General features: G+C 67.5%; 27 protein-coding genes. 15 read left to right on the top strand and 12 right to left on the bottom strand.

Annotation, left to right across the window (positions count from 1 at the left end):
• Positions 1-12 precede the first annotated feature (12 nt).
• The 5 genes from DND132_RS10350 to truA all read left to right on the top strand — a co-directional run bounded on the left by DND132_RS10350 (position 13) and on the right by truA (position 3,524).
• Positions 13-1,293 (top strand): hypothetical protein, encoded by a 1,281-nt coding sequence (locus DND132_RS10350; RefSeq protein WP_148266976.1) that lies wholly within the window; start codon positions 13-15, stop codon positions 1,291-1,293.
• A 97-nt stretch (positions 1,294-1,390) separates the two neighbouring features.
• Positions 1,391-1,564: a hypothetical protein gene (locus tag DND132_RS18510; RefSeq protein WP_014322687.1), complete on the top strand. Its 174-nt coding sequence runs from the start codon at positions 1,391-1,393 to the stop codon at positions 1,562-1,564.
• Between the two features lie 27 nt (positions 1,565-1,591).
• Positions 1,592-2,032 carry a flagellar export protein FliJ gene (fliJ, locus tag DND132_RS10345; RefSeq protein ID WP_014322686.1) on the top strand — a complete coding sequence of 147 codons (441 nt, stop codon included), beginning with the start codon at positions 1,592-1,594 and terminating at the stop codon, positions 2,030-2,032.
• Positions 1,956-2,681, top strand: a complete 726-nt coding sequence (locus DND132_RS18505; RefSeq protein WP_190275278.1) for a MotE family protein — start codon at positions 1,956-1,958, stop codon at positions 2,679-2,681. The genes fliJ and DND132_RS18505 overlap by 77 nt, the downstream gene beginning before the upstream one ends.
• A gap of 93 nt (positions 2,682-2,774) precedes the next feature.
• Positions 2,775-3,524, top strand: coding sequence for a tRNA pseudouridine(38-40) synthase TruA (gene truA / locus DND132_RS10335; protein ID WP_041916070.1), 750 nt, complete (start codon positions 2,775-2,777; stop codon positions 3,522-3,524).
• Here the strand turns inward: truA and DND132_RS10330 are convergent.
• On the bottom strand, positions 3,521-5,422 hold the full coding sequence (locus tag DND132_RS10330; RefSeq protein ID WP_014322683.1) for a FapA family protein: 1,902 nt from the start codon (positions 5,420-5,422) through the stop codon (positions 3,521-3,523). The genes truA and DND132_RS10330 overlap by 4 nt on opposite strands.
• Positions 5,423-5,557: 135 nt before the next feature.
• Positions 5,558-6,829 carry a BPL-N domain-containing protein gene (locus DND132_RS10325; RefSeq protein WP_014322682.1) on the bottom strand — a complete coding sequence of 424 codons (1,272 nt, stop codon included), beginning with the start codon at positions 6,827-6,829 and terminating at the stop codon, positions 5,558-5,560.
• 258 nt (positions 6,830-7,087) lie between these two features.
• On the opposite strand from DND132_RS10325, the gene DND132_RS10320 reads away from it, so the two are divergent.
• Together DND132_RS10320 and cobA are read left to right on the top strand one after the other, a co-directional pair.
• Positions 7,088-9,754, top strand: a complete 2,667-nt coding sequence (locus DND132_RS10320; protein WP_014322681.1) for a valine--tRNA ligase — start codon at positions 7,088-7,090, stop codon at positions 9,752-9,754.
• Positions 9,755-9,775: 21 nt separating this feature from the next.
• Complete coding sequence (gene cobA / locus DND132_RS10315; RefSeq protein WP_014322680.1) at positions 9,776-11,290, top strand: uroporphyrinogen-III C-methyltransferase; 1,515 nt, start codon at positions 9,776-9,778, stop codon at positions 11,288-11,290.
• Between the two features lie 72 nt (positions 11,291-11,362).
• Here the strand turns inward: cobA and DND132_RS10310 are convergent, their stop codons facing one another.
• A complete protein-coding gene (locus DND132_RS10310) occupies positions 11,363-11,692 on the bottom strand; it encodes a YegP family protein (protein WP_014322679.1) in 330 nt (109 codons plus the stop codon).
• Positions 11,693-11,941: 249 nt separating this feature from the next.
• Between DND132_RS10310 and purN the strand changes: the two genes are divergently transcribed.
• From purN to DND132_RS10280, 6 genes are all read left to right on the top strand, one after another.
• Positions 11,942-12,646, top strand: coding sequence for a phosphoribosylglycinamide formyltransferase (gene purN, locus DND132_RS10305; protein ID WP_014322678.1), 705 nt, complete (start codon positions 11,942-11,944; stop codon positions 12,644-12,646).
• 298 nt (positions 12,647-12,944) lie between these two features.
• A complete protein-coding gene (locus DND132_RS10300; RefSeq protein ID WP_014322677.1) occupies positions 12,945-13,481 on the top strand; it encodes a 3'-5' exonuclease in 537 nt (178 codons plus the stop codon).
• Positions 13,481-14,242, top strand: a complete 762-nt coding sequence (gene cobM / locus DND132_RS10295; protein WP_014322676.1) for a precorrin-4 C(11)-methyltransferase — start codon at positions 13,481-13,483, stop codon at positions 14,240-14,242. The genes DND132_RS10300 and cobM overlap by 1 nt, the downstream gene beginning before the upstream one ends.
• A gap of 16 nt (positions 14,243-14,258) precedes the next feature.
• A complete protein-coding gene (locus DND132_RS10290; RefSeq protein ID WP_014322675.1) occupies positions 14,259-14,654 on the top strand; it encodes a secondary thiamine-phosphate synthase enzyme YjbQ in 396 nt (131 codons plus the stop codon).
• Between the two features lie 72 nt (positions 14,655-14,726).
• Positions 14,727-15,044, top strand: coding sequence for a DUF4389 domain-containing protein (locus tag DND132_RS10285; protein WP_014322674.1), 318 nt, complete (start codon positions 14,727-14,729; stop codon positions 15,042-15,044).
• Between the two features lies 1 nt (position 15,045).
• Positions 15,046-15,318, top strand: a complete 273-nt coding sequence (locus tag DND132_RS10280; protein ID WP_014322673.1) for a cysteine-rich small domain-containing protein — start codon at positions 15,046-15,048, stop codon at positions 15,316-15,318.
• 38 nt (positions 15,319-15,356) lie between these two features.
• Here the strand turns inward: DND132_RS10280 and DND132_RS10275 are convergent, their stop codons facing one another.
• The 5 genes from DND132_RS10275 to DND132_RS10255 all read right to left on the bottom strand — a co-directional run bounded on the left by DND132_RS10275 (position 15,357) and on the right by DND132_RS10255 (position 19,812).
• Complete coding sequence (locus DND132_RS10275; protein ID WP_238528160.1) at positions 15,357-15,788, bottom strand: hypothetical protein; 432 nt, start codon at positions 15,786-15,788, stop codon at positions 15,357-15,359.
• Positions 15,789-15,820: 32 nt separating this feature from the next.
• On the bottom strand, positions 15,821-17,023 hold the full coding sequence (locus DND132_RS10270; protein ID WP_014322671.1) for an HD-GYP domain-containing protein: 1,203 nt from the start codon (positions 17,021-17,023) through the stop codon (positions 15,821-15,823).
• A complete protein-coding gene (locus DND132_RS10265; protein ID WP_014322670.1) occupies positions 17,020-17,739 on the bottom strand; it encodes a flagellar brake protein in 720 nt (239 codons plus the stop codon). Before DND132_RS10265 ends, DND132_RS10270 begins: the two co-directional genes overlap by 4 nt.
• 129 nt (positions 17,740-17,868) lie before the next feature.
• On the bottom strand, positions 17,869-18,426 hold the full coding sequence (gene amrA, locus DND132_RS10260) for an AmmeMemoRadiSam system protein A (protein ID WP_014322669.1): 558 nt from the start codon (positions 18,424-18,426) through the stop codon (positions 17,869-17,871).
• 48 nt (positions 18,427-18,474) lie between these two features.
• Positions 18,475-19,812, bottom strand: coding sequence for an MFS transporter (locus DND132_RS10255; protein ID WP_014322668.1), 1,338 nt, complete (start codon positions 19,810-19,812; stop codon positions 18,475-18,477).
• Positions 19,813-19,895: 83 nt separating this feature from the next.
• On the opposite strand from DND132_RS10255, the gene DND132_RS10250 reads away from it, so the two are divergent.
• On the top strand, positions 19,896-20,741 hold the full coding sequence (locus DND132_RS10250; RefSeq protein ID WP_014322667.1) for a substrate-binding periplasmic protein: 846 nt from the start codon (positions 19,896-19,898) through the stop codon (positions 20,739-20,741).
• Here DND132_RS10250 and DND132_RS10245 read toward each other — a convergent pair.
• Positions 20,738-21,982 (bottom strand): bifunctional cobalt-precorrin-7 (C(5))-methyltransferase/cobalt-precorrin-6B (C(15))-methyltransferase, encoded by a 1,245-nt coding sequence (locus DND132_RS10245; protein ID WP_014322666.1) that lies wholly within the window; start codon positions 21,980-21,982, stop codon positions 20,738-20,740. The two genes, DND132_RS10250 and DND132_RS10245, sit on opposite strands and share 4 nt — an antisense overlap.
• A gap of 146 nt (positions 21,983-22,128) precedes the next feature.
• Between DND132_RS10245 and fsa the strand changes: the two genes are divergently transcribed.
• On the top strand, positions 22,129-22,779 hold the full coding sequence (gene fsa / locus DND132_RS10240) for a fructose-6-phosphate aldolase (protein WP_014322665.1): 651 nt from the start codon (positions 22,129-22,131) through the stop codon (positions 22,777-22,779).
• A 64-nt stretch (positions 22,780-22,843) separates the two neighbouring features.
• Here the strand turns inward: fsa and DND132_RS10235 are convergent, their stop codons facing one another.
• The 3 genes from DND132_RS10235 to DND132_RS10225 all read right to left on the bottom strand — a co-directional run bounded on the left by DND132_RS10235 (position 22,844) and on the right by DND132_RS10225 (position 25,307).
• Positions 22,844-23,755, bottom strand: coding sequence for a DMT family transporter (locus DND132_RS10235; protein WP_014322664.1), 912 nt, complete (start codon positions 23,753-23,755; stop codon positions 22,844-22,846).
• Positions 23,756-23,827: 72 nt separating this feature from the next.
• Positions 23,828-24,406: a WbuC family cupin fold metalloprotein gene (locus DND132_RS10230; protein WP_014322663.1), complete on the bottom strand. Its 579-nt coding sequence runs from the start codon at positions 24,404-24,406 to the stop codon at positions 23,828-23,830.
• A 43-nt stretch (positions 24,407-24,449) separates the two neighbouring features.
• Entirely contained in the window at positions 24,450-25,307 is an 858-nt protein-coding gene (locus DND132_RS10225; protein ID WP_014322662.1) for a GNAT family N-acetyltransferase, read from the bottom strand.
• Positions 25,308-25,362: the final 55 nt, after the last annotated feature.

Below are 25,362 nucleotides of genomic sequence, written 5' to 3'. Positions count from 1 at the left end.
ATTATGGAAAATATGAAACAGCCCCGTTTGTCGGGCATCCCGGCCCTGGTGCTCGCGCTGTTGGCGCTGTGCCTGTTCGCGGCGTCCGCCATGGCCGAGGAAGAACCCAAGGGACTCATGGACGTGGACCTCTCGTCCAAGCCCGCGCCCCTGGCCGGGGACGTGGAGAAGGGGCTGGACCAGCTCTTCGCCGTGCTCGAGGACCAGTCCAAGACCCTGTCCGTGGCCGCGTTGCAGCCCATGCTCGACTTCGTGGTCAACGTGGACGCGGACCCCAAGGACATCGAACCGGCCAAGCGGTTCGGCGGCCGGGGCATCTGCCTGCGCCGCGACGTGTCCACGGACCTGACGCGCATCCTCAAGTTCTTCTACAACCCGGACATCCCCAACTACCTGCTCTGTCCGGCGGTCCTGCGCATGTCCGGCTGGCACCAGGGCTGCGAGTTCCTGACCCGGTCCAAGGGGCTGTGGGAGGAACTGCCGTCCCTGAACGAGACCACGCCCGTGGTGGTCCGGGGCCGCGAGTACGAGGTGACCACGCCCGACTCCTTTGCCGAGGCCTACTACGGCTACGACCTGAACCGGCTCATCGTCCTGGTCCGGTACCAGGGCAAGAACGTGCTCATTTCGGTCTCGCAGCAGGACGGCAAGTCCGAAGTGGGCCGCAAGGGGGCCATCCTGGACGACACCCGCTGGGATTATTTCTACTCCGGCCAGGAGGGCCTCAACCGGGGCATGATCGGCTGGATGGACACCTTCACCTACGCCTCGGGCTCGGTCCAGGTCTTCGTGGAGCAGGACGCGGCCGCGCCGCGCAGCACGGTCTTCCTGTTCAAGTGGCTCAAGGCCGGCTGGGCGGGCATGAACGTGGTTCAGCGCTCGCACATCTATGACGGCACCCTGCGCTACGTGCGCAGCTTCGCCAAGGTGGTGGAGTCCCCGGACCTGACCCCCGAGTACCTGGCCGAGGGGCTGCACACAGTGCTGACCATGCCGGACAGCCGCATGGACGGCCTGATCCGGGAGTACGCCCGCAACTTCGAGGCCCGCTTCAAGGACGCCCCCAAGCTCCAGAGCAGCGACTATGCCAAGGTCATCCGCGACGGCGGCTACGCCGAGGTCCTGGACGACAAGGCCCGCCGTTCGGTGCTGGCCCTGGAAAAGCTCAAGTCCATGCTCGGCATGGAGACCCTGATCACCCTGGGCGACGAGACCCCGCGGCCCGTGGCCCAGGCCCCGGCCGATGCCCGCCCCGTGGAAGTGGCCCAGCACCGGGCCGTGCCCGGCAGCTAGCCAGCGGCCCGGATACACGCTATATTGACGGCGCGCCGACCGGTTCGGCGCGCCGTTTTCATTGGCCGCGCCCCGGCCCAGCCCAAGGAGTAGCGCAGTGCTCGTACACGTGGATGACGCCAAGTTCCTGTTCTGTCCCCTGCTCATGACCCACGACGACCGCATGAAGATGTGTCAGGTGACCCAGTGCATGATGTGGCGCTGGGTGGACCGGGAAAAGGGCACGGGCTACTGCGGCATGGCCGGAAAGCCCGCCGGGGCGGACGCCTAGCCAGGCCGTCCGGGCACGGGGGAGCGTATGGCCAGGCCGTTTCACTTCAAGCTCGACAAGGTGCTCGACTACCGCGAGCAGTTGGAGGAGCAGGCCAGGGGCGCCCTGGCCCGGGCCCAGGTGGCCCGCGACGCCCAGGCCGACAGGCTGGCCGACCTCGAACGGCGGCTTGCGGCCCACCTGGCCGCCCAGGCCGAGTCGCGCACCTCGGCCAACGACATGTGGCTGTGGCGGCAGTACCGGGACGCCCTGTCCCAGGATGTGTCCATCGCCCGCGTGGAACTGAACGGTTTGGAACTCAAATTGCAACGTTGCCGCGCGGAGGCCGTGGAACGGTCCAAGGACAGGAAGCTTCTGGAGAAGCTCAAGCAAACGCAAGCCAAGAGGCATCATGACCAAGAAAACGCCCGCGAAGAAAAGGAAAACGACGAGATGGCAACGCTCCGGTACGAGCCTCACGATCACTAAGGTCCTTGTCAGCCTCATCTTCCTGGCCCTGCTCAAGCTCGCCGTGTTCGGCCTGTTGAGCGTCGATTCCCTGACGCTCAAGGCGGTGGAGACGGTGCTGCCCGACGTATTTTCCGGCGAGACCGCGTCGGCCCAGGACAGCGGCGCTCCCGCCGCCCCGGCCGCGTCGTCCACGCCCGTGGCCGACAAGGCGGACTCCGCGGCCAACCGCGCGGCCAAGGCCGAGACGGCCATGGATCAGGCCGCGTCCGAGAAACGCACCGAGGCGGACATGCCCTCGGAGTGGAAGGCCCTCAAGAAGAAGGAAGAGGAGCTGGCCATCAAGGAGCGGACCCTGAACGAGATGGAGGCCTCCATCAAGGCCGAGGCCGAAAAGGTCCAGAAGCTCCACGACGAGATCAAGTCCATGCTCGACGAGGCCAAGCAGATCAAGGACCAGCGGGTCAAGCAGCTGGTCGACATGCTCTCCAACACCAAGGCCAAGAAGGCCGCCGAGATCCTCCAGGACATGGACGAGGACCTGGCCGTCAAGGTCCTGTCCGGCATGCGCGGCAGGCAGGCGGGCGAGATCCTGTCCTTTGTGGAGTCCAAGAAGGCGGCCAAGCTCTCCGAGGCCCTGACCAAGCTCCAGATTCCCTTCCAGCAGTAGCGCGACTTCGTATGAAACAGGCGGGCGGTCTTCGGGCCGCCCGCCTTTTTTTGCGCCGTTGAACTGCGCACCGGGTTCACGTATAGCATGCCCATGACGCGCATCCGACTGACGCTTGCCTACGAGGGCACGGATTTTTGCGGCTGGCAGGTGCAGCCCGCGGACCGCACCGTGCAGGGCGAGGTGGAGCGGGCCCTTGCGACCATCCTGGGCCGCGCGGTCCGGGTGCACGGCTCGGGCCGCACCGACGCCGGGGTCCACGCCCTGGGCCAGGTGGTCCACTTCGACTGCCCGGACGGCCGCACCGGCTTTCCCTGGCAACGCGGCCTGAACGGCATTCTGCCCAGGGACGTGCGCGTGCTCGACGCGGCCGAGGTCCCGGACGACTTCCACGCCCGGTACGGGGCCGTGTCCAAGACCTACGAATACTGCCTGTGGCACGAGCGGGGGTTCTGCCTGCCCCAGCGCCGCCGTTTCGTCTGGAACTGCGGCCCCGTGGACTTCGCGCGCATGGAGGCCGCCGCCGGACTGCTTCTGGGCGAGCACGACTTCGCCGCCTTCCAAAATGTGGGCACGGACGTGGACTCCACGGTGCGGACCGTGACGGAGATTTCGCGCCACGCCGGGCCGACCGCGCACGAGTCGGTCTGGCGGTTCACGGCGGACGGGTTCCTCAAGCAGATGGTCCGCAATCTGGTGGGCTGTCTGGTGGCCTGCGGCCGGGGGAAGCTGGACCTGGACGGGGTCCGGGTCATCCTTGAGGCCGGGGACCGCACCCTGGCCCCGGCCACGGTGCCGCCCCAGGGGTTGACCCTGGTCCGGGTGGCCTACGGGGAAGGCTAGCGGCAGAGGATGTCGCGCTTTTCCGGGTCCCAGTAGAAGACCGGGGACGGGAGCCGCTTTTCGACCTTTTTCCGGATGGTGCCGAACTGGATCACCGTGCCGGGGTGGACGAACTTCTTCACCCGGATGGTGATGCCCTCCATCTCCTGCTGGCGGCGTTGGGTCAGGCCGTTGATTTTTTCGCTCAGGACGTCCCGGCGGCGGACCAGGGCCTCGCGGTGCTTGATGACCTCGGCCAGGGCGGCCCGCCGGGCCTCGGGCGTGCGGGCCAGGAGCGTCTCGGGCGGTTCGGTGCCCAGGGTGGCGTCGATCTTCTTGATGGACCGGACCACGCGCAGACGCTCCTCGCGCAGGTCCTCGTCCTCGGCCTCGTCGAGGAGGATGCCGACCACCGTGGCCACGCCCAGCTCGGAGCCGAGCTCGTTGACCTCGATCCCCCGGCGGGCAAGGATCTCGCCGCCCAGGACCGTGCCCTTGCCGGACAGGGCCGTGATTCGCCCGTCCGTGCGGATGGTCGAGTTCTGGACCTCGTTGGCGATGATCACGTCGTGCCGGGCCCGGATGCGCGCGTTGATGGCGTAGTTGGCGATGACCCGGCCGTCGCTGACGATCTCCCCGCCGTCGGGCATGAGGATGCCGCCCTTGACCTCCACCAGGCCGCCCGCATAGACCGTGGCGCTCTCGATGGACCCGTCCACCAGCACGTGGCGCGGGGCGGAGACCGAGAATCCGGCCTGGATCGAGCCCAGGACCTTGATCGAGCCGTGCTCCACCTTGACGTTGCCGGAGTTGAGATCCACGTTGCCCTGGACCACCAGGCACTGGGTCACGGACAGGGTGTTGCGCTCCATGACCGCCACGCCCTGGGCCTTGGCCGCGTAGGTCACGCCGTCGTTCTGCAACAGCACGTTCTCGCCCAGGTGGATCTTCAGCTCCCTGCCCGCGTGGGCCGGAATGGTCTTGCCGTAGATGTCGATGCCGCCCTCGCCCGCGGTGGGCGGGTGCAGCCTGCCGATGATCTGCCCGGTGACGACCATGGGGTAGAACCCCCGGTCGCGGAAGTCGAGCCGCCCCGAGGCGTCCTCGGTGCCGGTCTCCTCGCGGGTGGCCACCAGGGACTCCAGCCAGCCGTCGCGGCCCGGCACCGGGTGCGCGCCCTGGACCAGGACCTGGTTGGGCAGGGGCATGTTCGCGGCCGCCGCCTGCCTGAGCTTGATGAGCAGGGCCTCCAGGTCCACGGGGATGAGCACGCCCATGTCCCGCAGCTGCTTCTCGATACGCTCGGGGGTGATGGGCTCGCCCCGGAAATCCTTGTGGAAGATGGTCCCGACGATCTCCACCTCGTCGTGGGTGATGTGGGCCACGGGGTCCACGGAGACCACGTTGTCCCGGACCCGGACCATGCCCCAGACCAGGGAGTAGTAGGCCTCGGCGGCCGGGTCCCAGTCCGCGTTCTCGCCCCGTTCGACCTTGACGGGCTTGGGGGTGAAGGTGCCGTTTGGCTTGAGCGTGCGCCCGTCGATGGTCTCGCCTTCCGCGGCCTTGGTGGCCGGGCGGAACCGCAGGAAACGGTCGTCCGGGAAGACCGGGTATTCCAGATCGCCCAGGGGGGCCAGGGAGGCCTCCCTCGGCTCGCGCGGGGGGATGCCCCGGACCAGGGTGATGCCCCGGAACTCGCGCCCCTCGGTGACCGCCTCGACGATGCGCCTGGCGGCGTCCTCGTCCACGGGCAGCCGGACTCCGCAGGCGGCCACCTGGGCCCTGAGCAGGGGAACGCTCGGCTCCTTGCCCCCGTTGGGGGGAAAGTACCGGTTGACGCCGAGCTTCATGCCGTCCTCGGACATGCAGAAGCGGAAGGTTGCGTCAGGGCTGTCTTTCAGGGCCTGTTCGTCCGACATGGTTCACCGCGCGGTCGGAAAGGGAGTGCATATGGAAGCGCCACGGGGCCGGAACCGTCCGGGCCGCAGCGCATGCTTCGCCCCCAATCTAGCACGGGACCGGGCATCTGGCAATCGTCTGGAAAACCGGTGGGTTCAGGAATGATAACCGGATGCGGGAAGGGTTAGCCGCCAGTACAGCTCCTCGAGCATCCCGGCCAGGTCCGCGTAGATGCCGCCCGGCTCCGGGGGCAGGCCGAACAGGGCGCGCCGCTGCTCGCGGAGGCCCTCCTTGGAGACCGCGCCCGAGTCCGAGTGGAACACGGTCATGGCCAGCCGCTCGGCCAGGAGGTAGCCGGTCAGGCCGTTGCCGAGCAGGTCCATGAGCACCTTGAAGCGGTCGCGGTGCTCCCGCCAGAAGGCCAGGGCCGCGTCGTTCGGCTCGGCGGCCAGGGCTTCGCAGATGAGCGAATACAGGGTGTTCACGCCCGCGCCGGGGATGCCCCGCCGCCAGCCCAGAAGCCACGGGTTGCGCCAGAAGAGCAGGAAGTGGTCCGACCCGGTGCGGATGATCTCCTCCATGGTCCGGCGGGCGCGCATGAGCACCGCGTCCTCCCACAGGACCTTGCGGGCGGCCACGTCCCAGGCCGGGACCGGGCCGCGCGCGGCCACGACGGATTCGGGCTCGCGGAGGATGCGCCCGAGGATGTGCGAGAGCCAGCGGTTGGCCTGGTGCGAGGCGGGCGTCTCCAGGTGGGCGTAGCTCAGGATGACCCGGCCCCGGCCGAACCCGTTCATGGCCACCACGGGCGCGCCCTCAAGGAAGCTCGGGCTCAGGTTCACGCCGTACAGGGTCTCCCAGTCGGCCATGGTCCCCCTGGGCAGGGTGGCCAGGTTCAGGTCCGCCACCCAGAAGTCCGGGCCGGGCTCGCCGTAGCGGGCCAGGACCGTGACCGATGGGTCCACGGGGTCGAACCGGCCCGGCCACCAGACCGGCAGCAGCGCCTCGTCCATGCCGTCCGGGACCAGGTCTTGGGCCGCGTCCAGACTGGCGTGCACGTGGCCGGACAGGAAGTGATGCAGCCGGTTGCGGTACCCCTTGCGCGACCAGGGCGACAGCCCCAGGCCGAAGGGTCCGGACAGGGCCAGCCCGGCCCCGCCGCAGAAGCCGAGGTAGGTGCCGCCGCCGTTCACGTAGTCGCGGACCGCGTCCATGCCGCCCGGCCCCAGCCGGTCGGCCTTGCCCTTGGCCCGGCCGCCGGGCACGAGCAGCGCGGCCGGGACCTCGCCGAGCTTGCCAGCGAGCGCGCCATCGGCTATTTCTGAGCCGCGCACGAGCCGGTGGGGAATGTCCCAGGCCGTCAGGGCCCGGGCGGCCAGCAGCCCCCAGAAGTGCGATTCGTCCCAATATATATGTATGCTTGACATATGCGGCGCTCTTGACAAGTGTAGTCCGACGCTATCAAGCGCGGGCGTTGACCGCAAGAAAATATGGAATGATACTGCGGTGTTTCAAGCACCGCCCCGATACGAAACCAGACCCCCCGAAAACGATCCGGACTCCGCCGAAGGCGGCATAAAAAGTTTAGGAAGGAAGAGGGGATGGGGGTCCGGGGGAAGGGGAGAGGGAAAGCCCTTTGCAAAGGGTTTCCCTCTCCCCTTCCCCCGGCCGCCGGAGGCACCAATATGGCGCGGAAAGAGTTAGCCAAGGCCTACGAGCCGTGGGACGTGGAAGAAAAGTGGGAGTCCCACTGGGAAGCGGAAAAGACCTTCACCCCGGACCCCGACGGTCCGGGCGACCCCTATTCGATCGTCATCCCGCCGCCCAACGTCACCGGCGTCCTGCACATGGGCCACGCCCTGAACCTGACCCTTCAGGACATCCTCTGCCGCTTCAACCGGCAGCAGGGCAGGAACGTCCTGTGGGTGCCGGGCACGGACCACGCGGGCATCGCCACCCAGAACGTGGTCGAGCGCCAGCTCAAGGCCGAGGGCCTGACCCGCGACGACCTGGGCCGGGACAAGTTCATCGAGCGCGTCTGGGAGTGGAAGAAGGAGAAGGGCGACCACATCCTCAGCCAGATCCGGCGCATGGGGGCCAGCGTGGACTGGACCCGCGAGTGCTTCACCTTCGACGAGCAGCGGGCCAAGGCCGTGCGCGAGGTCTTCGTGGCCCTGTACGAGCAGGGGCTGATCTACAAGGGCGACTACATCATCAACTGGTGCAACCGCTGCCACACCGCCCTGGCCGACGACGAGGTCGAGCACGAGAACAAGCCCGGCCACCTGCATCACATCAAGTATTCCCTGGCCGACGGCTCCGGCGACCTGATCATCGCCACGACCCGGCCCGAGACCATGCTGGGCGACACGGCCATCGCCGTGAACCCGGACGACGACCGCTTCAACCACCTGATCGGCAAGACCGCCATCCTGCCCCTGGTGGGCCGCGAGCTGCCGATCATCGGCGATTCCTACGTGGACGTGGAGTTCGGCACCGGCTGCCTGAAGGTCACCCCGGCCCACGACATGAACGACTGGGAGATCGGCCGCAGGCACAACCTCGAGGTCCTCTCCGTCCTGGACGAGCAGGGCATGATCAACGACAACGCGCCCGAGAAGTACCGGGGCATGACCGTGCAGGCGGCCCGCGCCGCGGTCATGGCCGACCTGGAGGCCGAGGGCCGCGTGGTCGAGGTCGTTGAGCACGACCACTCCGTGGGCGTCTGCTACCGCTGCAAGTCCGTGATCGAGCCCCACGTCTCCACCCAGTGGTTCGTGTCCATGAAGCCCCTGGCCGAAAAGGCGCGCGCCGCCGTGCCGGACAAGACCCAGATTTTCCCGGAACACTGGACCAAGACCTACTACCAGTGGCTGGACGAGATCCGCGACTGGTGCATCTCCCGCCAGATCTGGTGGGGCCACCGCATCCCGGCCTGGACCTGCGAGGAGTGCGGCGAGCTCATCGTGGCCAAGGAAGACCCCACGGTCTGCCCCAAGTGCGGCTCCTCCCGCCTGGTCCAGGACGAGGACGTGCTGGACACCTGGTTCTCCTCGGCCCTGTGGCCGTTCTCGACCATGGGCTGGCCCGACGACACGAAGGAGCTGGCCAAGTACTACCCGACCTCCTGCCTGGTCACCGGCTTCGACATCCTCTTCTTCTGGGTGGCGCGCATGATGATGATGGGCCTCCAGTTCATGGGCGAGGTCCCGTTCCACCACGTCTACATCCACGCCCTGGTGCGCGACGAGCAGGGCAAGAAGATGTCCAAGTCCACGGGCAACGTCATCGATCCCCTGGACATGATCGGCAAGTACGGGGCCGACGCCCTGCGCTTCACCCTGACCAGCTTCGCGGCCATGGGCCGGGACATCAAGCTCTCGGAGCAGCGCATCGAGGGCTACAAGCACTTCATGAACAAGGTCTGGAACGCCACCCGGTTCGCCATGATGAACCTGCCCGACGTGATCCCGGACGCCGACGTGCACGAGGCCTCGGACCTGGCCGACCGCTGGATTCTGCACCGGCTGGAGGAGGTCAAGGAGACCGTGGCCTCGGCCACCAACGACTACCGCTTCAACGAGATCGCCCAGACCCTGTACAAGTTCATCTGGTCCGAGTTCTGCGACTGGTACCTGGAGATGATCAAGCCCGCGCTCTACGGCGAGGACGAGCGGGCCAAGGAGGCCACGCAGCGGGTCCTGTGGACCGTGCTCTCCGAGACCATGATCCTGCTCCACCCGGTGACCCCGTTCATCACCCAGGAAATCTGGAACGTCCTGCCCCGCCCGGCGGGCGACGACCGGAGCGAGGACATCGCCACCCTGCCCTTCCCGGACAAGCGGCCCGACTGCCGGGACGAGCGCGCCGTGGCCGAGATGGAGCTGTTCATGGGCGTGGTCTCCGGCACCCGGAACATCCGCACCGAACTGCTCATCGAACCGGCACGCAAGCTCGACCTGCTCGTCAAGACGGTCAGCGACGCGGACAAGGCGGTCCTGAATGCCAACCTGGACCTGATCAAGTCCCTGGCCCGCATCGAGAACCTGACCATCGGTCCGGACGTCAAGGGCCCCAAGGCCTCGGGCGCGGCCGTGGTCCAGGGCAACGAGCTCTTCGTGCCGCTGGAGGGCGTGGTCGATTTCGACGCCGAACTGGCCCGGCTGGACAAGAACCTGGCCAAGCTCGAAAAGACCATGAAGGGCGTGTCCGGCAAGCTCAAGAACCCCGGCTTCGTCAACAACGCCCCGGCCGAGGTGGTCGAGGGCGAAAAGACCAAGCTGGCCGAGATGGAAGAGGAAAAAACCAAGCTCACCCAGCTCAAGGCGCGGCTGGAAAGCGTGATGGGCTAGCCCGAATATCTGGAGAAGAACATGGCGAACGTATTCCTCGTCGGCGCTGGGCCCGGTGATCCGGGCATGTTGACCCTGCGGGCCAGGGAGATCATCGAGTCCTGCGACGTGATGATCTACGACTACCTGGCCAATGCCGAGTTCCTGAAGTGGTGCAAGCCCGACTGCGAGATTCTCTACGTGGGCAAGAAGGGCGGCGACCACACCCTGCCCCAGGACAAGATCAACGACCTCATCGTGGACAAGGCCCGGTCCGGCAAGATCGTCTGCCGCCTCAAGGGCGGGGACCCCTACGTCTTCGGGCGCGGCGGCGAAGAGGGCGAGGAGCTGGTCGAGGCGGGCATGGACTTCGAGGTGGTGCCCGGCATCACCGCGGGCGTGGCGGCCGCGGCCTACGCGGGCATCCCGGTGACCCACCGCGACTTCACCACCTCGGTCTGTTTCATCACCGGCCACGAGGACCCGACCAAATCCGATTCCGGCCACAACTGGGCCGTGTACGGGCAGTCCACCTCCACGCTGGTCTTCTACATGGGCGTGGGCAACCTGCCCATGATCGCGAAAAATCTCATGGACAACGGCCGCGCCGCCGACACCCCGGTGGCCCTGGTCCGCTGGGGCACGCGCTGCAACCAGACCTCGTTCGTGTCCGACCTCGAGCACGTGGCCGAGGAGGCCAAGGCGCGCAACTGGCAGGCCCCGTCCATCATCATCGTGGGCGGCGTCTGCTCCCTGCACGACAAGCTCGGCTGGTTCGAGAAGAAGCCCCTGCTCGGCAAGGGCGTCATCGTCACCCGCGCCCGCGAGCAGGCCTCGGGCCTGGTCGGCGTCCTGCGCGAACAGGGCGCGTGCGTGCGCGAGTTCCCGACCATCTCGGTGGAGCCGCTGGACGACTACGCCGAGGTCGAGACCGCCATCCTGCAACTGGCCCGCTACCAGTGGGTCGTGTTCACCTCGGTCAACGGGGTCAGATTCTTCTGGCGGCAGCTCCGGGCCATCGGCCTGGACGCGCGCATCTTCGGCGGCATGCAGATCGCGGCCATCGGCCCGGCCACGGCGGACGAGCTGCGCACGCGCGGCATCGAGCCGGACTTCATCCCGGACAAGTACGTGGCCGAACACGTGGTCAAGGGGCTGCTCGAACGCGGCATCCAGGGCTCGGACGTGCTCATCCCCCGGGCCAAGGTGGCGAGAGAGGTCCTGCCCCGCGAGCTCAAGGCGGCGGGCTGCAACGTCACGGTCCTGCCGGTCTACGAGACCCGCCTGGGCCAGGCGTCCGGCGACGAGATCATGGAGACGCTGGGCGCGGGCGACATCCGCTACGTGACCTTCACCTCGTCGAGCACGGTGGAGAACTTCTTCGAGCTGGTCCCGGCCGACGCCTTCAAGAACTACCCGGACGTGAAGATCGCCTCCATCGGCCCGGTCACCTCCGACACGGTCCGGAAATTCGGCCTGACCCCGGCCATCGAGCCCGAGGACTACACCATCCCCGGCCTGGTGGACGCGCTGCTCAAGGACGCGGGCGCCAAGTAGCCCCCGCAACACGGCAAAAAAAGAGGACCGGCTCGCAGTCTCGCGCGCCGGTCCCTTTTTTTCGGGAAAAGTCTAGGCGTCCACGATGTCCGTGGTCGGTCCGTTGGTCTTGACCGACTCGATGCCGTTTTCCATGGCCGATTTGGAGGAGTACATCTCGCTCTTGCCGATGACCTGGTGGTTGCCCGCCTTGAGCACGAAATAGGGCTGGCCGCTCTTGGACTCCTTGCGCTCGTAGCGCTCGTCCAGCGGGCTGTTCTTCTGTACGCTGGCGATGCCGTTGTCGCAGGCCGCCTTGGTGGTGTAGAGCTCGCTGGTCAGGATGACCTGGCTGTTGCCCGCCTTGAGATTGAACATCCACTGTCCGTCCTTGGCCTGTTTCCGTTCGAATTTGCCTGCCATGGAAAATCTCCTTGTGTATGCGAGGCGGGTTCGCGCCGACGCCGGGCCGGGAAGGAACGCCTCTTGTTGTCGCTAATGGTAATCCGTATCGTATCATGATTTTTTTTGCCACCTATTTAATACCCGAACGCGTTGGTCGGCCCGCCGCAGCCCGGCCGGGGGAAATCCGGCCTTGAAAAAGCGCGCGCTTTGGGCCAAATTCGGGGGCGGGGCCGACCCCGCCGTCTTCAACCATCCAAGGGAGCATCCATGGCAATGCCCATCGCCGTCCTCGTGTCCGGGGGCGGGTCCAACCTGCAATCCATCATCGATCGCATCGAAGCGGGCATGCTCGACGCCGAGATCAAGGTGGTCGTGTCCAACAGGGCGGACGCCTTCGGCCTGACCAGGGCGCGCAACCACAACATCCCCACCCGCGTGCTGCTGCACACGGAGTTTCCCTCCCGCGAGGCCTTCGACGAGGAGATGGTCCGGGCCATCCGCGAGTCCGGCGTGAACGAGACCGGCGTGGTGGCCATGGCCGGGTTCATGCGCATCGTCACCCCGGTCTTCCTGGAGACGTTCCGGGGCCGCGTGGTCAACATCCATCCGGCCCTGCTGCCGAGCTTCCCGGGCGTGCACGGCCAGGCCGACGCCGTGAACTACGGGGTCAAGATCTCCGGCTGCACCGTGCACTTCGTGGACGAACAGATGGACCACGGCCCGGTCATCATCCAGGCAGCCGTGCCGTGCCTGACGGGCGAGGACGGCGACGCGCTGGGGGCGCGCATCCTCGGGCTGGAACACCGCATCTACCCCCAGGCCCTGCAATGGCTGGCCGAAGGCCGCCTGGAAATGCGCGGTCGGTTCGTGCACCTCAAGCCGGCCAGCCGAAACCTGGCCCTGCAACCCGTGGCCGACGTGGACACCGACACCCAGGCCCTCGTCTGGCCGCCGCTGGAAGAAGGCTTTTAGAGAAGAATGCCTCCGGCGGCCAGGGGGGAAACTTTTGAAAAAGTTTCCCCCCTGGACCCCCCTTTCAAACTTTTTGTGTGCCTTCGGCAAGTGCGTGCGGGCGCGGGGAGGGAGCGGCATGAACGATATTTTTGGAGCAACCTGATAAGATTGAACCCATTCCCGAGTTCCTTCCCCGCCGAAGGCGCGCTAAAAAGTTTAGGAAGGGAAGGGGGATGGGGGTCCGGGGGGAGGGGGAAGGGAAAGCCCTTTTCAAAGGGTTTCCCTTCCCCCTTCCCCCGGCCGCCGGAGGCGCTTTATGCCCACATTGGACGACGTGCGGTTTGTGGCCATTGATTTCGAGACGGCGGATCCCAAGCGGGATTCGGCTTGTGCATTGGGCATCGTGGTGGTGGACCGGGGCGAGATCGTGGCCCGGGACTATCGACTGATCCGTCCGCCCAGGGCCAGGTTCAATCCGTTCTGCGTGCGTGTGCACGGCATCCATTGGGAGGACGTGTGCAACGAGCCGAGTTTCGGGGATCTGTGGCCCGAGCTGGAGGTCCATTTCCGGGGCGCGGACTTCCTGGTGGCGCACAACGCGGCCTTTGACAAGTCGGTCCTGCACACCTGCTGCAAGGAGTCCGGCTGGACCGCGCCGGAGCAGCCGTTCCTGTGCACGGTGCAGCTGGCCCGCAAGACCTGGGAGCTTTCGTGCAACAAGCTGCCCAACGTGTGCGAATACCTGGGCATCGAGCTGAACCACCACAACGCGGCCTCGGACGCCGAGGCGTGCGCGCTCATCGCTGTCAACGGCCTGCGCCGGAACCCGGACTTCATGAACAAGGTGCTGTGATGGCGGACGTGTATTTCATCGGGGCCGGGCCGGGCGACCCGGAGTTGCTGACCGTCAAGGGGCGGCGGCTCATCGGGCAGGTCGACCTGGTGCTCTATGCCGGGTCCCTGGTGCCCGTCGAGGTGGTGGCCGGGGCCAAGCCCGGCGCGCGGGTTGCCGATTCCGCGCCCATGACCCTGGCGGAAACGCACGAGCTCATGGCCGAGACCGTGGCCTCGGGCGGCACGGTGGCCAGGGTGCACACGGGCGACCCGTCGCTGTTCGGGGCCATCCGCGAGCAGATGGCCCTGCTGGACGCGGCCGGAATTTCCTACGAGGTGGTGCCGGGCGTGACCGCCGGGTTCGCGGCGGCTGCCGCGGCCAAACGGTCGTACACCGTGCCCGAGGTCACCCAGACCCTGATCTTCACCCGCATGGCGGGCAAGACGCCGGTGCCCGAGGGCGAGGCGTTGCGCGGGCTTGCGGCCCACGGCGCGGCCATGTGCATCTATCTGTCGGCGGGCGACCCCGAGGGCGTGCAGCGGGAGCTGCTGGCCGGGGGGCTGGACGCGGCCACCCTGGTGGTCATGGCCTGCCGCGTGGGCTGGCCGGACGAGAAGGTCGTGGAGACCGAGCTGGGCGCGCTGGCCCAGGCCGCGCGCGAAAACGGCTTCACCCGCCAGACCGTGTTCCTGGTCCTGCCCGGCCAGGGGCGCGAGGACGCGGGCACGGCCCGCTCGCTGCTCTACGACGAGCGCTTCAAGCACATGTACCGCGCCTAACGCGGGGGAGGACGCCATGGACACGTTGGAAATCCGCACCCACGACCGCGAGGAGCTGCTGGACATCACCCCGGCCGTGCGCCGGGCGATCCGCGAGAACGGATGGTCCGACGGGGCGTTGCTGCTCTACTGCCCGCACACCACCGGGGCCGTGACCATCAACGAGGGGGCCGACCCGGACGTGGTCCGGGACATCGTGGTCAACCTGCGCAAGCTGGTCCCGCGCCAGGGCGACTACCGCCACGCCGAGGGCAACTCGGACGCGCACATCAAGTCATCCATGTTCGGCTGCGATCAGCTGGTCATCGTCGAGGGCGGGGAGGTCCGGCTCGGGACGTGGCAGAAAATTTACTTCTGCGAGTTCGACGGCCCCCGCACCCGCAAGCTGTGGGTCAAGTGGCTGGGGGCCTAGGACGGGCCAGGTTGCGCGAAACGGCCGGGATGGGCTAGGCTGGGCCGGAGAACCGCAACCGGAGGAAACCATATGTCCACGGAAACCCGCGCCACCACCGTGAAGCGGAGCGAGATCCTGAAGCGCTGCATCGTCACCCTGGTCTGCCTCATCTTCTTCGAGGTCCTGACCCTGATCGTCGAGGTGGCCACCCTGTTCCAGTACGGCTACCTGCTGGCGGTGAAGAAGCGCAGCGAGCCCCTCAGGCGCTGGTGCAACGGCCTGTCGCAGTACGGCTACCGGATCATGCGCTACGCCACCCTGAACGACAACCGGCGGCCCTTCCCCTTTGCCGAGTTTCCCGGGGACGAGGATTGCGAGCCGCCCGTCAAGCAGGTACAGTTCCGCTGACATGAAAAACAGCCATCGATTCTTCTGCAACACGGACTGCGAGTACTTCCCCTGCCACAAGACCAAACGGCCGGAGCGGTTCAACTGCCTGTTCTGCTTCTGCCCGCTCTACTTCTTCGAGGAGTGCGGCGGCAACTACGTGATCCTGGATTCCGGGGTCAAGGACTGCACCACCTGCCTGATCCCGCACACGCCCGAGGGGTACGACCACATCCTGGGTCGGCTCAAGGCGCGCTTCGCCGAGATTCGGGGCGACAAGCCCGAGAACGCCTAGGCGCGCAGCGGGTCGTTGTTGATTCGGCGGGCTGAGGTCTAGGAGCGCCGGGCGCTGAAGGGCGAGTGGGTCAGGTAGAAGTTGATCTCGCGTTCGAGCCGGGCGCGTTCGCGGGCGGACCGCCGCTCCTGGGCCTCCAGGTCCAGGGAGGCGTCCTGGAACCGGGACAGGGCCACGAAGCAGTGCTTGATCCGGGCCAGCTCCTCCTGGCGGCGTTTCTTCCAGAAGTAGTAGGCCATGATCTTGGCCGCGCTCTTGACGTCCTCCTTGGAGTGGACCAGCCGCTGCTCGTCCAAGGGGAAGCTCTCGCCGTCCTCCACCAGGGCCAGGACGGGCACGACCACCTCCTTGGCCCGCTTCAGGGATTCGGGCGAGACCCGGTAGACCTTCACCTTGCGGCCCCGGCCGTGCCACCACTTGAGCCCGTAGAGCAGGATCGTCAGCACGATCACGCCAAGCCATATGTTCATGTCCAGCATCGGGTCTCTCCGGCGGGCGCGGGTCAGCGGGCGGTCAGGTAGTTCATCAGGTTCTTGCGGTAGGCCGAGGGATCGGCGCATTCCAGGATCTCGATGGGCCCGTCCCCCCCGTCCGGGGCGGTCAGGTCCACGTCACGGGTGCGGATGGGCTTCATCTCGCGGTCCATTATGATCCGGATCTTCGGGTTCAGCGGCTCGCGCGAGTTGGTCTCGAAGACCAGGGCGTACTCGCCGGTGTTCAGGCGCACGAAGCTGCCCGCCGGGAAGATGCCCAGGCACTTGATGAACAGCTGGACCTCGGTGGGGTCGAAGTCCTGGTCGCGCATGCCGTACATGATGCCCAGAGCCTTGTTGGGCAGGATGGCGTTCTTGTAGCAGCGGTCCGAGGTCAGGGCGTCGTACACGTCGGCCAGGCTGAGGATGCGGGCGAAGGCCGGGATGTCCTTGCGGGTCATTCCGGCGGGGTAGCCCGAGCCGTTGTGCCGCTCGTGATGGTGCATGACCGCGCGCAGGACCTTGGCCGGGATGTCGCTGTTGCGCTGGAGGATGTCGCAGCCGTACTCGGGGTGGCGGCGGACCTCGTCGCGCTCGGGCCGGGTCAGGGGGCCGGGCTTGTTGATGATCCGGGCCGGGACCGTGGTCTTGCCCAGGTCGTGCATCATCCCGGCCACGCCGAGCAGGACCAGCTCCTCGCGGGACATGCCGATATACTCGCCGAAGACCACGCTGATGGCGGCCACGTTGATGCAGTGGGTGTAGGTGTAGTCGTCGAACTCGGACAGCTTGGCCAGGCAGACCAGGGTGTCCGGGTTCGACACGGCCGACTCCACGATGGCGCTGGCCGTCTCCAGCGAGGTGGCGAAGTCCATCTTGCGACCGAGCTTGGCGTCCTGGACGATCTGCATGGCGTGGGCCATGGCGTCCTCGTAGGTGACCATGGCCGAGGAGATGGCCTCCCCGAAGGGGGTGCGCACGGGCCGTTCGCGGTCAAGCCTGGGTTCGGCCAGGAGCTGTTCCAGGTGGGCCTCGTCGGTCTTGCCCGCGGCCTCGTCCGTGGCCACGAAGGTTTCCCGGTAGCCCAGCTCCCTGAGCCGGGCCACCTCCTCCTCGGATTCGATGATGCCGGGTTCGGCGTACAGGTAGGGCAGGTGGTGCCAGAGGTCGTCGGCCACACGGACCACTTCCATGCCGGGCTTGAGCTCTTCGATGGGGATTTTTTTGATCATGTCGCAGGTCCGGTCGGTTGGCGCGTCAGTCTGCGCATTCTCTTCAGGTAGTTGCCTATACGTTCCTCTTCCGCCTCGTTCAGGTCGAGGAACATGGCCCCGATGGTGTGCAGGCCCTGTTCCCGTTGGATGTTGCGGACCACGATGGGCAGCTTGAGGGTGCCCTCGGTGCCCAGGTTGACGATGGCCACCAGGGTGTCGCCCACCTTGAGCCGGGCGATGGGGTCCCGCGCCCGGGCGCGGACCGAGACCTTGCACCCGGTGGCGCTGATGTTGACGATCAGGCATTCGTACTCGCCGTTCTCGGCCTGGAGCGCCCCGTCGATGTTGCACTCGGTCCGGGTGTCGCGGCGCAGCTCCACTTTTTCGATGACCGACGGATAGGCGAAGAAGACCAGGGAGGTGGGCGAGGTGACGGTGTTGTACGCGGTGGTCCGGAATCCGTAGATCGTGCCCTGGTGGATGTACTTGACGATCATCTGGCCGCCCAGGGCCAGCTGCCTGCGGATGCGGCCGGGCAGCCGGACCGAGGCGATGAGGTAGTCGTAGGGGTCGAAGCCCACGATGCGGCCCCGGTAGGAGTGGTCCGCACCCGGCACGCGGATGACCACATCCTTGCCCAGGGAGACGCGCAGCTGCACGCCCGGCATGGTCAGGACCTTGGTCTCTGCGGGGGCGATGCTGGCGGTCGTCTCTTTTTGGGCCTTGTCGGGCATGGTTGTCCTGCCTTCGGGCTGGCTGCGCTCCGGTGCGGCCCGATACTGGGCCGCACATTCATGGAACTAATCTATACACGATAATAAGTACCCCTGTCGATAGGAGATTTCTCTGCATTTCACAATTGACTAGAAGACCTCGGCCTCGAACCAGAAGATCGACGTGTCCGGGTCCCGCCAGGCGTTGGACGGCAGACCGGCCTTGAGGCAGGTCTGGGCCAGGAAGGTCTCGCGGTTCCAGTGCCACTCCACCGGCACCTGGGGCAGGAGCAGGCCGGACTGCATGCCCCGGCTCATGATCAGGCCGTGGCGGCCGACCTCCACCAGGGCCGGGTCCGGGCACGGCTCGATGGGGCTGAGGATGGAGATTTCGTATTCCAGCTCGGGGAACTCGTCCTCGGTCAGGGCCGGGAAGCGCGGGTCGCGGAAGGCGGCGGACCGGGCCATCTCCCAGACCGTGCGGTACAGTTCGCCCGATCCCTGGACGTTGCCGATGCAGCCGCGCAGCCGGCCGTGGAGCTTGAGGGTGACGAAGGCGCCCAGGTGCTCGCGCAGCTTGTCGGAAGGCGGCGCGGGCGGTCCGGACGGGCCGTCGCCCAGGCCCAGGCCAGAGGCGATGGACTGGACCACCAGCTCCTTGAGATATCCTTTTTCCCCGTCGGTCAACTCGAAACGGAAATCCGACATGATGCACTCCTTGTTGTTCTCGCCCGGCCCCGATGGCGTCAGGCCCGGTCACGCCCGGTCGCGGGTCGCCTCGGGCACGAAGAGCATGCCCGCGAGCCCGATGACGAACAGCCCGACCACGGCGGACATGCCCAGCCGCTGGCTGCCCGTGGCCAGGGTCAGCCAGCCCACCAGGAACGGCCCGAGGAACGAGGTCAGCTTGCCCGACAGGGCCATGAGCCCGAACATCTGGGTGCGCGCCTCGGCCGGGGCCGCGTGGGCCAGCCAGGACCGGCTCGACGCCTGGACCGGCCCCACGAATATACCGATGGCCAGCCCGAAAATCCAGAACAGGGTCTTGCTTTTCACCACCAGGATGGCCGCGCCCGGCACGGTCAGCCCGATCAGGGACAGGAGGATGGTCCGCCTCGGCCCGACCCGGTCGTCCAGCCAGGCGAAGGAGGCCGCGCCCAGCCCGGCCGTGACGTTCAGGCCGATGCCGAAGACGATGACCTCGCTCGAATCCATGCCGAAGGCGGCGGCCGCGTAGATGCCGCCGAAGGCGAACATGGTCGTCAGCCCGTCGTTGTAGAACATGCGCGCCAGCAGGAACAGGGCTATGTGCCGGTGGTTGCGCAGGTCCCGGAGGGAGCCGCGCAGCTGGGTCACGGCCCCGGCCACGGCCCGGCCCAGCGGGAGGCGCGCGGACGGCGCGTCCGGGGTGAACAGGAAGAGCGGCAGACAGAAGACCAGGTACCACAGGGCGGTAAGGGGCATGACCGCGCGCACGTTCAGGGCCTCCTCGCGCGGGATGCCGAACCAGCCCGGCGGCTGGACCAGGCCGTACAGGGCCAGGATGAGCAGGACCAGGCCGCCCGCGTAGCCCAGCCCCCAGCCCCAGCCCGACCAGCGGCCGATGCGCGCCTTGTCGGCCAGGTCCGGGAGCATGGCGTTGTAGAAGATCATGGCGTACTCGCTGCCGATGGTCCCGATCCCGGCCAGGAGCAGGGCGGGCCAGACCCAGACCGGGTCCGGCCGGACGCACCACAGCAGCGCCGTGGCCGCGATGCACAGGGCGGTGAAGGCGGCCAGCCACGGCTTGCGCCGCCCGGCGCGGTCGGCCACGGCCCCGAGCAGGGGGCCGCCCAGGCCGATGACCAGCCCGGCCACGCCCATCATGTTCCCCCACCAGGCCGTGCCCAGGGTCTCGTTTTCGGCCACGGCCCTGGCGAAATAGGCCGCGAAGACGAAGGTCTGGACCAGAGCGGCGAACCCGGAGTTGGCCCAGTCGTACAGGGCCCAGGAGACCAGGGCCCGGACCGGGGTGCGCGGCGGGGGGCCGCTTGCGGGGCGTGCGGCGGGGCGATCGGCATGGCTGTCGATGGACATGGGGGCACGGTAATACATGCGTCCCGGAGCCGCCACCACCGAGATGCCGGGAGGGGTGAAAAAGTTGCGGCAAAAACCGGGCGCGCGTGCTAGCGTGAGCCATGTTCCGGTTATCCGTCCCCCTTCCCGCGCTCCTCGCCCCGCTCCGGCCGTCCCTCGCGTCCGCGTTCGCGGCCATGCTCCTCGCGGTCCTCGCCGTGCTCGCGGTCCCCGGCGCGGTCCGGGCCGGGGGGCCGGTCATCCTGGTGACCGACGAATACCCGCCCTACGTCATAACCAGGGGGGAACGCCCCGGCCTGCTGACCGAGGTCGTCCGGGCCGCCTTCGCCCGTGTCGGGGTGGAGACCGAAATCCTGTACCGCCCCTGGCGTCGCTGCGCCCTGATGGTCCGCGAGGGCGAGGCCTTCGCGGCCTACCCCTACGGCCGCACGGACGCGCGCGCGGCCTACGCCCTGTTCAGCGACCCCATCTGGACCTGCCGCAACGTCTTCTTCTACCTCAAGGGGCGGCTCGGCGCCTTCGACTTCACCTCGCTGGACGATCTGCGCGGCCGCCTCATCGCCGGGACATCGGGCCATTATTACGAGGAAATCTTCAAGGAAAAAGGGCTGATGGTGGACTATGCGCCGGGCGAGGCATCGGGCGTGCGCCGGCTCTGGGAGCTGCGCGCCACCCTGTTCGCCGAGGACGAACTGGTGGGCTGGACCCTGATCAACCGCATCTTCCCCTCCCAGGCCGACCGTTTCGCCTCCACCCCCACGCCGTGGAATCTCAACCCGCAGCACCTCATGGTCTCCAGGGCCTACCCCGGCGCGGAGGCGCTCCTGGTTCGCTTCGACAAGGGGCTGGCGGCCATCCGAGGGGACGGGACCTACGACCGGCTGGTCCGGGAATACTGCGGCCCGGCCCACCGCCTGCTTGAGGGGCCCGGGGTGAAAATCCCCTAGGGCTTCTCGGCCCAGAGCACGAAAACGGGGTTCTGCGCCTTGAAGCGCAGGTCTCCGGCCAGGGAGTCCGTGGCCGAGGCCTGGAGTTGGGTCACGCCGAAGTGCCACCCCTGGGCCTGGAAGTGGTCCTTGGCCGTGTGCAGGGAGTCGAGCAGGATGCAGTGGACCACGATGCGGCCGCGCGGCCGGAGCCTGCGGCAGGCCTCGTCGAGCAGGGCGTTGTCCTGGTTGGATTCCCCGCCCAGTCCCCCGCCAATGAAGATGCGGTCCGGCTCGGGCAGCCCGTGCAGGGCCTCGGGCATGTCGCCGAGGACCACGTCCACCAGCCATGCCCCGGTGCGCCGGATGTTCTCGCGGATCATGGCCGCCCGCGTCTTGTTCCGCTCCACGGCGAAGACCCGCCCGCGCCGCGCCAGGTGCGAGGCCTCGATGGACACCGACCCGCAGCCAGCGCCCAGGTCCCAGACCGTGGAGTCCGGGGCCACGCCCAGGTGGGCCAGCCCGGCCGCGCGCACGGGCAGCTTGGTGATCAAATTCTTCTGATGCAGGTAGAAATGGTCCGGGATGCCCAGGGACAGGGGAATCTCCGGGGGGTACTGCCGTTCCAGGACCACCAGGTTGAGCGGCGAGAACTCCATGCCCCAGGTCTCCCACAGGGCCAGGGGCCGGATCTGTTCGTCCGGCGCGCCCAGGTTTTCGAGCACGGTCATGGAGAAGCAGTCCGCGCCGCGTTCGAGCAGGGCGCGGGCCACCTCGGCGGGGGTGTTTACCGCGTCGGTGAAGACCGCGATCAGGTCCGCGCGAACCAGGGCGGCGTAGAGCGGCGCGTAGTCGTCGCGCCCGTGCAGGGAGACGAAGTCCATGTCCTGCCAGGGCAGGGCCAGCCGGGCCGCGGCCAGCTGCACCGTGGACAGGCTCGGGTCGACCAACAGGTTCTCGCGCCCCAGTTCCTCGCCCAGCCGCTTGCCGATGCCGAAGAAGAGCGGATCGCCGTCGGCCAGGACCACCACCCTGCGCCCCTTGCGCGCGGCCTTGCGGATGGTCTCAATGACCGGCGCGAGGGACCCGGCGATGGCCAGCCGGTGGGCATGGGCCGGGATCAGGCTGTCCGGGCAGGCCGCGAGCAGCCGCTTGCCGCCCACCACCAGGTCGGCTTCGGCCAGGGCCGCGGCTGCGGACCCGGTCGGGGTGAGGGAGCCGGGCGGCAGCCCGACGATGTGCACGGGTTTCATCTTGGTCATTGAGCCTATGTAAACGAAAGCGGGCCTGGGGGGAAGGAGAATGCGCACTGGCTGAAAACGTGTGCCGGAGGTTTCCACTTTATTTTGTTTATGTTATGCCCGTTCCAACAACACCGGAGCATCCTGTCCGACCCCTAGGAGGAACCATGCAATTCTTTCTCGACACCGCCAACCTGGACCAGATCCGCGAAGTGGGCGAGCTCGGCCTGCTCGACGGCGTGACCACCAATCCCACCCTCATGTCCCGCGAGGGCGGCGACTGGCGCAAACAGGCCGCGCTCATCTGCGACCTGGTGGACGGTCCGGTCTCGCTGGAGGTCATCGCCACCAATCACGAGGAGATGATCAAGGAGGCCAAGGACCTGGTCTCCTTCGGCACCAACGTGGTGGTCAAGATCCCCATGATCCCCGAGGGGCTCAAGGCCCTCCGGGAGCTGACCGAGCGGGGCATCAAGACCAACGTGACCCTGGTCTTTTCACCTACCCAGGCCCTGCTGGCGGCCAAGCTCGGGGCCACCTACGTGTCCCCCTTCGTGGGGCGGCTCGACGGCCTCAGCCAGTCCGGCATGCAGGCCGTGGAGCAGATGCGGACCATGTTCGACAACTATGCCTTCGAGACCAAAATCCTGGTGGCCTCGGTGCGCCACCCCATGCACGTGCTCGAGGCCGGGCTGATCGGCGCGGACGTCATCACCCTGCCGTACTCCACGATCATGCAGCTGATGCAGCATCCCCTGACGGACAAGGGGCTGGCCACCTTCCTGGCCGACTGGGAGGCGTTCCAGAAAAACGCCTAGGCGATGAAAAAGCGGAAGGCCGTCCCTCGGGGCGGCCTTCCTCTTTTCCCGGTCTGATTAGGTCCTAGGGCTTGAGCTGGCTGAGGAGCATGCCGCCGAGCATCAGGCCGCAGCCGACCAGGCCCCGGGTGGTCAGGACCTCCCCGAGCATGATCCAGCCGCCGATGGCCGCGAAGACCGATTCCAGGCTGAGGATGATGGCCGCGTGGGCGGGCTGGGCGTCGCGCTGGGCGACCACCTGGAGGGTGTAGGCCACGCCCACGGACATGAGACCGCCGTAGGCGATGGCCGGTCCCGCCCCGACGATGCCCGGCAGGGTGATCTCCTCGGTGAGCAGCGCGCCGACAAGCGACAGGACCGCGCAGGCCGCGAACTGGATGGTGGACAGCTTGATGGCGTCCACCGCGTCCAGGCCGGGCGAGAGCTTGCCCACCAGGAGCACGTGCCCCGCCCAGAAGAACGCGCCGATGAAGACCAGCAGGTCGCCGAAGGAGATGGTCAGGTCGGAGGTCACGGACAGCAGGTACATGCCGACCACGGCCAGGGCCGCGCCGACCCAGGTGCCCCAGCCCGGACGCTGGGCCAGGAGCAGGCCGAAGATGGGCACCAGGACCACGTAGAGCCCGGTGATGAACCCGGCCTTGCCCGCGGTGGACGCCTCCAGGCCGAACCCGGCCAGCTGCGGACCGGCCAGGCCGATCTGTTGCAGGGAGGCCCCGATGAACAGGGCCAGGCCGAGCATCCCGCCGCCGATGGCCATGCGCCGCCTGTCCGCGCCGGCAAAGCCCGGCGTGCGCCGTTTCTCCAGGGCCAGGGTGAGCGGGACCAGGGCCAGGGCCCCGAGGGCGAAGCGGATGCCGTTGAAGGTCAGGGGGCCGACGTGCTCCATGCCCACGCGCTGGGCCACGAAGGCCAGGCCCCAGATGGCTGCGGTGAGGAAGAGCAGGACGTCGGCGCGAAGGGCGCGGGTGTTCACGGGGGGTCTCCTTACGGGAAAAACTTCCCCGGTGTACTGTATTCGGTGTCCGGCGGCAAGGCCGGTTCGCGCCTACTGGTCCGGCTCGTCGCCGCGCTCCGCCCTGGAGGCTTCGGCCTCGGCCTCGGCCTTGGCGGCCAGGGCCTTGAGCAGCTTGAGGAGATAGGGCTCGGCCTCGGGGGTGCCTTCGCGCGGGGCCCAGTCCGGCACGTCCTTGTCCGACTCCGGGGCGTAGGGGCCGGTCTTGCACTCGAAGACCAGGGTGTCCGGCTTGAGCGGCACGTAGGTGTGGTAGACGTGCGGGGCCACGTCCACGCCGAAGGTCTCGGTGCCGGGCTGGAGCAGGATCTGCTCGGCGATCTCGCCGTCGTCCGTGAAGCGGATGAAGAGCATGGATCCGGCCATGACCAGGACGGTCTCGTCCTTGGCCGGATCGAGGTGCCGGTGCGGCATGACGTAGGTGCCGGGCTGCATGGCGTTGAACATGCGGTGCGCCGTGGCGTCCAGGGACTTGTGCAGCTTCTGGAGCATGCGCTTGCGCGGGCTCTGCCGGGAGCGGGCGAGGAGCGTGCCCACCAGGCTGAGCGTCAGGGGGGTGACGTCGCCCGCGGGCGCTTCCAGGGCCGGGGAAGGGTTTTTTTCTTCGCTCATGCCCGCTCACTACCCTGCCGGGCGGTTTTGGGCAAGGGCGGTCCTAGTCGAGCTTGAGCCCGAGCAGGGAAATCTCGGAGTAGGCCAGGTCGATGTCCTTGGGCTGCACCCGGGCGGACTTGAAGAAGCGCGGCGACTTGATGATCTCCACCTCGCCCCCTGCGTCGTGGTTCGTGAACCGCCGGTCCGCGGCCAGGACGCACTCGTCGTCGGGCAGCAGGGCCTCGGCGATGTCCTGGATCCTGTCGGTGAACAGGGTCGGGTTGGAGCGGTAGAGCACGTCGTAGTAGACCACGCCGCCGTGTTTCACGGCCCTGGACAGGAAGAGCAGGCACTGGGTGCAGCGGGTCATGACCAGGACCGGGATGACCGGCAGCTCGTGGTGGTCGTCGAAGACGCGGATGTCGCCCTGGTCGCAGCACTGCCGGATCTTGGCCGGGTCCGAGACCAGTTCGAGGTTGTCGTACTCCTTGCCGGTGCGCCGCCACAGCAGCCGTTCCTCCTCGAGCACGCTCATGCCCAGGGTCTTGAAGAACGCGGTCTGCTTGGGGGACAGGGAAAAGACCGTGCAGGTCACCTCGGGGTCGGCGGAGGCCATCTCGACCATGGCCGAGCCCAGCCCCTGGCGGCGGTAGTCCTTGAGGATGTACCAGGAGGAAAAATTGCGGAATCGTTCGCGGTGGCCGTCGATGACCCGGTAGGAGCAGACGTGCCCGTGCACGCCCACGATGCGGCCGTTGTCCTCGGCCACGATGCCCATGTCGTGCTTCTCCCCGCACCAGGTCGGGGTGAACAACGCCCTCCAACGCCGAGCGGTGAAGTTCGGGTTCATGTTCTCGTGCAGAAGCGTGCAGACGGCGTCGATGTCCGCCGCCTTCATCGGGCGCAGTATAGCGGTCATGGCAATCCTCTGGGAAATGGTTCGAAAGGGACGGTAGATCGTTCGTTCGTCGTGT

The organism is Pseudodesulfovibrio mercurii, from assembly GCF_000189295.2.
GTDB classification, from domain to species: Bacteria; Desulfobacterota; Desulfovibrionia; order Desulfovibrionales; family Desulfovibrionaceae; genus Pseudodesulfovibrio; species Pseudodesulfovibrio mercurii.
This window is presented reverse-complemented; position numbering and strand designations above follow the sequence as displayed.